Raw genomic sequence first — 4,551 nt, 5'->3', positions numbered from 1 at the left:
CCGACGGCGCCCGCGAGGACCCCGCCTCCCTGGTCCCCCACACCCCCCACCGCCCCGCCGCCCGCCCCCCGTGTGGGCTCTTTCTGCCCCCTAAACACGCCGAGTCGGCTCGTTAGAACGAGCCGACTCGGCGACGATTTCCGTCAGAACGAGCCGACTCGGCTATCCGGCGACGTGCGCGAGGACGCCGTCGATGATCCGGGCCAGGCCGTAGTCGAGCTCGCGCGCGGGGTCGGTGGCCGCCTGATAGGCCTCGCCTGCGGCGGTGCCGACCCGGTTGGCCAGCGGATAGTGGCTGCCCGCCATGACCTCGCCCAGGGTGTCGTAGTTGGCCTCCCACCACTGTGACTCGGTCATCCCGGTGACCTGCTCGGCACGTCGCTTCATGAGCTCGCTGCGCGCGATGTTGCCCGCGAACCCGATCAGCACGGCGACGGTCTGGTCCATCTCCAGGTCCGAGAGCCCGAGACCGTCGACCGCCTGCAGCTGCCACTCGTAGCGGTCGCTCATGTTGGGCCCGAGCCAGGGGCGTACGTCCTGCACCTCGAGCAGCCACGGATGGGCCCGGAGCTCGTCGTGGGTGAGGTTGGCGACCAGCTCGAGGCGCTTGCGCGGGTCCGTGGGCAGCTCCGGCAGCTCGGCGCGGCCGGTCACCTGGTCGGCCATGAGCACCAGCAGCGCGTCCCGGTTGGGCACGTAGGAGTAGAGCGTCATCGCGCCCAGGCCGAAGCGCTGGGCGATCGCGCGCATCGTCACCGCAGCCAGACCCTCGGCGTCGGCGAGGTCGATCGCGGCGTCGACGATCTCGTCGACGCTCACCTTCTGCTTCGGACCCCGTTTCGACCTGGGCTCCTCGCGCGCCCCGCCCCGATGGCGCCACAGCAGGCGAAGGGAGGGGTCTGGCTGGGCTGGCTGGTCTGACTGGTCCGGCACGTCGCTCATCGTAACGTCATCCGAAATAATTTCGTACGTCGTACGGAACAAATGCTACAGTCGCTCCGTTGAGATCTTCGTACAGCGTACGAAATTGGAGGAACGTATATGCCGAACGACGCCAAGCCGATGCCGCCGCGCTGGCTCAAGCCGATGAACAAGGTCTTCATGACCCTGTCGAAGACCGGGCTCGGGATGAAGGAGCTGCCGGTGCTCACCGTGCCGGGCCGGACGAGCGGCAAGCCCCGCAGCACCCCGCTCTCCGTGCTGGACCTGAACGGCGGGCGCTACCTGCTCGAAGGCTTCCCGGGCGCCGACTGGGCGCGCAACGTACGTGCTGCCTCCGGCCGCGCAACCCTCCGGATCGGGAGGAGCACGGAGGATGTGCGCCTCGTGGAGGTCGAGGGAGACGAGGCACTGACGGTGCTCCGGCTCTGGCCCGACCGGATGGCCGACGGGGCGAAGATCATGCTCGACGCCGGGGTGGTCACGGACCTGACGCCGGAGGCCTTCGAGACGGTGGTCGGGCAGTGCGGCGTGTTCCGGATCGAGGTGGCGCGATGAGTCCGCTCTCCGCCCGCGGCGTGCGCAAGCGCTACCGCGACACCCAGGCGCTCGGCGGCCTCGACCTCGAGGTCGCCGCCGGCACCGTGCACGCCCTGCTGGGGCCCAACGGCGCCGGCAAGTCGACTGCGGTGAACGTCTTCGCGACCCTGACCCGGCCCGACGCCGGCGAGGTGCGCGTCGGCGGCCACGATGCCGTACGCCACCCCGCCCGGGTCCGCTCCACGATCGGCCTGGTCGGGCAGAGCGCCGCCCTCGACGAGGCCCTCCACGGCCGCGAGAACCTGGTCATGTTCGGCCGCCTCCACGGCCTCTCGAAGGCCGATGCCGTACGCCGCGCCCGCGACCTCCTCGACGCCTTCGGCCTCACCGAGGCCGGCGACCGGAAGGTCTCCGGCTACTCCGGCGGGATGCGCCGCCGGCTCGACATCGCCGCCGGTCTGGTCACCCGGCCGCGGATCCTCTTCCTCGACGAGCCGACCACCGGGCTGGACCCGCGCGGCCGCCACGAGGTCTGGGAGATGGTGCGCCAGGTGGTCGCCGACGGGACCACGGTGCTGCTGACCACGCAGTACCTGGACGAGGCCGACCAGCTGGCCGCGATGGTGACCGTGCTGGGCGAGGGCCGCGTGATCGCCTCGGGCACCCCGGCATCGCTCAAGGACGAGCTCGGCGGCGACCGGGTGATCCTCACCGCACTCGATCCCGAGCACCTCGACCGGATGGCGTCGGCCCTGGGGCCGGCGGTCACCGTCTCCCCGGAAACCCTGGAGGTCACGGTCGAGGCCGGTGCCTCGGGCGGCGGCGCGACCCTGGTCGAGGTCGTACGCACCCTGGACGCCGCCAGGATCAGCGTCGACGACGTGCTGCTGAGACGACCGACCCTCGACGAGGTGTTCCTGCACGTGACCAGCCCCGACCACCGACGTACCTCTGAAGGAGCCGCCTGATGTCCGCTCTCGCCGCGACCCTGCGCCAGTCGTGGGTGATCACGCTTCGTGACCTCAAGCACTGGCAACGCGAACCCTGGGGAATCGTCTTCGGCATCCTGTTCGCGATCATGATGCTGCTGGTCTTCGGCTACCTGTTCGGCGGCGCGATCCAGATGCCGGGCGGCGGTGACTACCTGCACTACCTGCTGCCGGGCGTGCTCGCGCTGACCATGCTGTTCGGTATCGACGGCACGATGGCGGTCGTCACCGAGGACACCAAACGCGGCGTCACCGCGAGGTTCAGGTCGCTGCCGATCTCGAGCCTGGCGGTGCCTGCGGGCCGGGCGGTGGCCGACCTCGCCAACTCCGCGCTCCAGCTGGCCGTACTGATGGTTGGCGGCTTGATCATCGGATGGCGCGTCGACGCCTCGCTGGGGTCGGCGCTCACCGCGGTCGGGCTGCTGCTGTGGCTGCGCCTGGCGATGCTGTGGCTCGGTATCTTCCTCGGCTTGACCCTGCGGATGGAAGGTGCGCTGACGATGGTGCAGGTGCTGGTGTGGCCCTTGGGGTTCACATCGAACCTGTTCGTTCCCGCCGAGACCATGCCCGACTGGCTGGGTTTCCTGGCCTCCTGGAACCCGGTCTCCGCCACCGCCGCGGCGTGCCGCGACCTGTTCGGCAACCCCACCGGCATCACCGAGGGCGTGCTCGCCGACCACGCGATGCTCTTGGCACTGGCCTGGCCCGCGGTGCTGATGGCGATCTTCGTCCCGCTCTCGACCCGCGCCTTCCGGCGTCTGGGCTGAGCGTCTGGGCTGAGAAAGCAGAACGGGCCCGGGAAGGCGATGCCTTCCCGGGCCCGTTGACGAGTGGGTGGGGGTCAAGCAGTGGCCGGTTCGAGGCCGTCGGTCTCCTCGGTGGCCTTCTCCTTCGCCGGTGCGAGGGCCCGGGTCAGCGACCCGATCGCGAAGGCGACGAACAGCAGCACGAGGCCCAAGCCCGCTACCAGGGCCGAGAGCCCGAAGGCGGTGACCGCGGTCAGCAGGGAGGCGCGTACGAAGGACGACTCCGCCGCGACCTCGCGGATCGGGTCCTCCTGGTCGAGCTCGGCGTACGTCTTGCCCTTGGTGATCCCCAGGGCGTGCTTCTCGACGGTGGCCGCCTGGACGTAGGCCGAGAACGGGCCGTCGACGTTGTCTCCGGCGAGGAAGGACGCGTCGTCGGCGACGGTGATCTCCTGCGCCTTCAGCTGGGTGTGGGCCAGGTAGTAGGTGGCGGCGCCACTGGCGATGAACAAGAGGCCGAACAGCCCGATCAGGGGGCTCAGCAGCTTCGCGATCCGAGGTTTGCGGGTCATGCCGACAAAGGCTCACCGGCCTTACTTTGGATTGGAAGCCCCGGAGGGTGTGATCTTCGTCGTGCGAAGTTTTTTCGCGGATTTTCGTGGGAGCTGTCGGATCGGTGTCGAGCCGTTCGTGGAGTGAGTGAGAAGCGGCCGTACGGGTCGCGACAAACCACCACCAGCGAGAGGCACCATCATGAGCACCAGCACCTACACTCAGGCCACGACCACCTCCCGCGGCCAGTTCGCTGCGCGGATGCCGGTCTGGTTCGTCAGCGTCACCGCCGTCCTTGTCGGCGCCCTGGTGACCGGCGTCTACGAGTTCTTCGCCCGCGCGGTCGGCGTGCCGTTCAACGTCGCACTCCCGGGCACCGGCGTCGATCCCGCCGCGATCCCCGCGACCGGGCTCGCGTGGGCCGTCGCCGAGCTCGGGCTGATCGGCATCATCATCGCCGTCTGCCTGGCCCGTTTCGCCAAGCGTCCGCGCTCGACCTGGAAGCGCACCGCCTGGACCCTGACGGCGCTCTCGTTGGTGCCCAGCCTGATCGCCGTCACCGACTCCTACGCCACCAACATCATGCTGGTGATCTCCCACCTCGTCGCCGCCGTGGTGATCGTCCCCGTCATCGCCGCCCGGCTGGCCGAGCGGAACCCGCGCCGGGGGTGAGACCGGCCCCGCCCGGGGGTAGTCCGGGAGCGAACTGCCGGCGGATTTGTTGGGGGGGTTGGGGGCGGTGGCGGCCGGACAAAACCCCCAATGGCGCCACCAAAAACGCGCCC

At 69.8% G+C, this 4,551-nt stretch carries 6 protein-coding genes; 4 read left to right on the top strand and 2 right to left on the bottom strand.

Features of this window, described 5'->3' with window-relative positions; translation table 11 throughout:
• Positions 1 to 162: 162 nt before the first annotated feature.
• On the bottom strand, positions 163 to 942 hold the full coding sequence (locus ACFV9G_RS26515; protein ID WP_378731702.1) for a TetR/AcrR family transcriptional regulator: 780 nt from the start codon (positions 940 to 942) through the stop codon (positions 163 to 165).
• A 99-nt stretch (positions 943 to 1,041) separates the two neighbouring features.
• Between ACFV9G_RS26515 and ACFV9G_RS26510 the strand changes: the two genes are divergently transcribed.
• The 3 genes from ACFV9G_RS26510 to ACFV9G_RS26500 are packed head-to-tail and all read left to right on the top strand — an operon-like array spanning position 1,042 to position 3,235.
• Entirely contained in the window at positions 1,042 to 1,497 is a 456-nt protein-coding gene (locus tag ACFV9G_RS26510; RefSeq protein ID WP_378731699.1) for a nitroreductase/quinone reductase family protein, read from the top strand.
• Positions 1,494 to 2,447, top strand: coding sequence for an ATP-binding cassette domain-containing protein (locus ACFV9G_RS26505; protein ID WP_378731697.1), 954 nt, complete (start codon positions 1,494 to 1,496; stop codon positions 2,445 to 2,447). The genes ACFV9G_RS26510 and ACFV9G_RS26505 overlap by 4 nt, the downstream gene beginning before the upstream one ends.
• Positions 2,447 to 3,235, top strand: coding sequence for an ABC transporter permease (locus ACFV9G_RS26500; protein WP_378731695.1), 789 nt, complete (start codon positions 2,447 to 2,449; stop codon positions 3,233 to 3,235). Before ACFV9G_RS26505 ends, ACFV9G_RS26500 begins: the two co-directional genes overlap by 1 nt.
• A gap of 74 nt (positions 3,236 to 3,309) precedes the next feature.
• Here ACFV9G_RS26500 and ACFV9G_RS26495 read toward each other — a convergent pair whose 3' ends face one another.
• Positions 3,310 to 3,786: an aromatic ring-opening dioxygenase LigA gene (locus tag ACFV9G_RS26495; protein WP_378731693.1), complete on the bottom strand. Its 477-nt coding sequence runs from the start codon at positions 3,784 to 3,786 to the stop codon at positions 3,310 to 3,312.
• A gap of 181 nt (positions 3,787 to 3,967) precedes the next feature.
• Between ACFV9G_RS26495 and ACFV9G_RS26490 the strand changes: the two genes are divergently transcribed.
• Positions 3,968 to 4,438, top strand: coding sequence for a DUF6069 family protein (locus ACFV9G_RS26490; RefSeq protein WP_378731691.1), 471 nt, complete (start codon positions 3,968 to 3,970; stop codon positions 4,436 to 4,438).
• Positions 4,439 to 4,551: the final 113 nt, after the last annotated feature.

The organism is Nocardioides sp. NPDC059952, assembly GCF_042730435.1.
Taxonomy (GTDB): domain Bacteria; phylum Actinomycetota; class Actinomycetes; order Propionibacteriales; family Nocardioidaceae; genus Nocardioides.
The sequence above is the reverse complement of the archived record's forward strand: the minus strand, read 5'-3'. Positions and strand labels throughout refer to the sequence as shown.